The sequence below is a fragment of the Thiospirillum jenense genome, from assembly GCF_014145225.1.
GTDB classification, from domain to species: Bacteria; Pseudomonadota; Gammaproteobacteria; order Chromatiales; family Chromatiaceae; genus Thiospirillum; species Thiospirillum jenense.
Genome location: NZ_JABVCQ010000075.1, coordinates 1 through 1,397 on the forward strand (window position 1 = coordinate 1; position 1,397 = coordinate 1,397).

Annotated in this window: 1 protein-coding gene; it reads right to left on the reverse strand. The window is 42.0% G+C overall.

The genetic code is table 11. The annotated features are described in order from the left end of the window. On the reverse strand, positions 1–848 hold an 848-nt coding region (locus HUK38_RS14545), incomplete at its 3' end, for a PD-(D/E)XK nuclease family protein (protein WP_182585040.1). Between the last annotated feature and the right edge of the window lie 549 nt (positions 849–1,397).

Consider the following 1,397-nt stretch of genomic DNA (forward strand, 5'->3'; position numbering starts at 1 on the left):
GCATGTACCATTGGCGAAATTACCAATTTACGTTCGACCGGCCGTTGATGCCGTTTTGCATAAAACTGCACCTTACGCTCAAAAATATACATATCCCCTTTTGACAAGGATGATTTTAATTCACATAAAATCACCGTGCCATTTTTAATAATGATGTCAATCTCCACCTGATCGGGCCGACCAAATACCAGACCTTCCTCATCAAACTCGTTGACATTTAATACCTGCACATCAAAACTCTTTTCCAAAATGCCTTTTAGCGCCTCACGGAAACTCTGCTCAGAATTAATCCCCCAACGTGCGCCCATCGCACCCAATCGCTGATCCTGTCGTGAGCGCAAGTCATCAATTTTATCAGCGACTTCTTGATTCTTGAGATACTGTCTTTCCCATTTACGTTTATTCTCCGCCGCTTCAGCATCAAATTTGGCACTCCATTCATACCACTTTTGATTTTGTTCATCCCATTTACGTTTATTCTCCGCCGCTTCAGCATCAAATTTGGCACTCCATTCATACCACTTTTGATTTTGTTCTTTCCATTTAGCAGTTTGTTCATCCCATTTACGTTTATTCTCCGCCGCTTCAGCATCAAATTTGGCACTCCATTCATACCACTTTTGATTTTGTTCATCCCATTTACGTTTATTCTCCGCCGCTTCACGCCGCCGTTCAGCACGTTCATCGGCAAATTCCTGCAACATGCGCTCAAATCGCGCATCAAAACTCTCCGGCGTCACTGCCGTCTGTCGAATTAATTGCTCTAGCCAACCCCGAAATTGTTGATCCCGAGACAATAAATCCGGCAATTCGGTTTGTAATTGAGTTTTCAGTTCTTCAATCGTCATTGTTATTTACTCCAGTCTGATGTTTTATTCAACGAAGCACAAGAAGTCGTCAACTAACACGCTATCGCATGGACTACTTTGCACAGACAATGCGGTTGATTTATCTCCCGCGCCGCCGCAGTGTTTTAATCACCTCTTCACCAAGCCTAATTTTAATCGCAATGGTGGCGTCATCTAAAATATCCAATGCCAGGCCCTATCTCTTGTTTAGCTGTTTCAATACCTTTATCCATGCCTTTTTCACAGCCACGTTCAAATCTTTTTATCATTCTCACTCGTGGTAATATTGGTGATCTTGTAGTAATTATGGAACAGGGTCTCATTCATTTTGCCGGACTGATACACCGCGAGCGCATAAGGATTTTTTAATTCTACTTCGACCAATTGCTGGTCTTCTGAAACAATGGCATTAATCAATAATCTTTGGTTTCTTCACTCCCAAAGAGTTTTTTGAACGCGAAATCAACACGCGGATTGATGCGGCACATGGTGAGTCTCTAAAAGTTGTGTGATATTTAAGTTGTTTTTAAGTTGTTTTAAAGTTCGCCC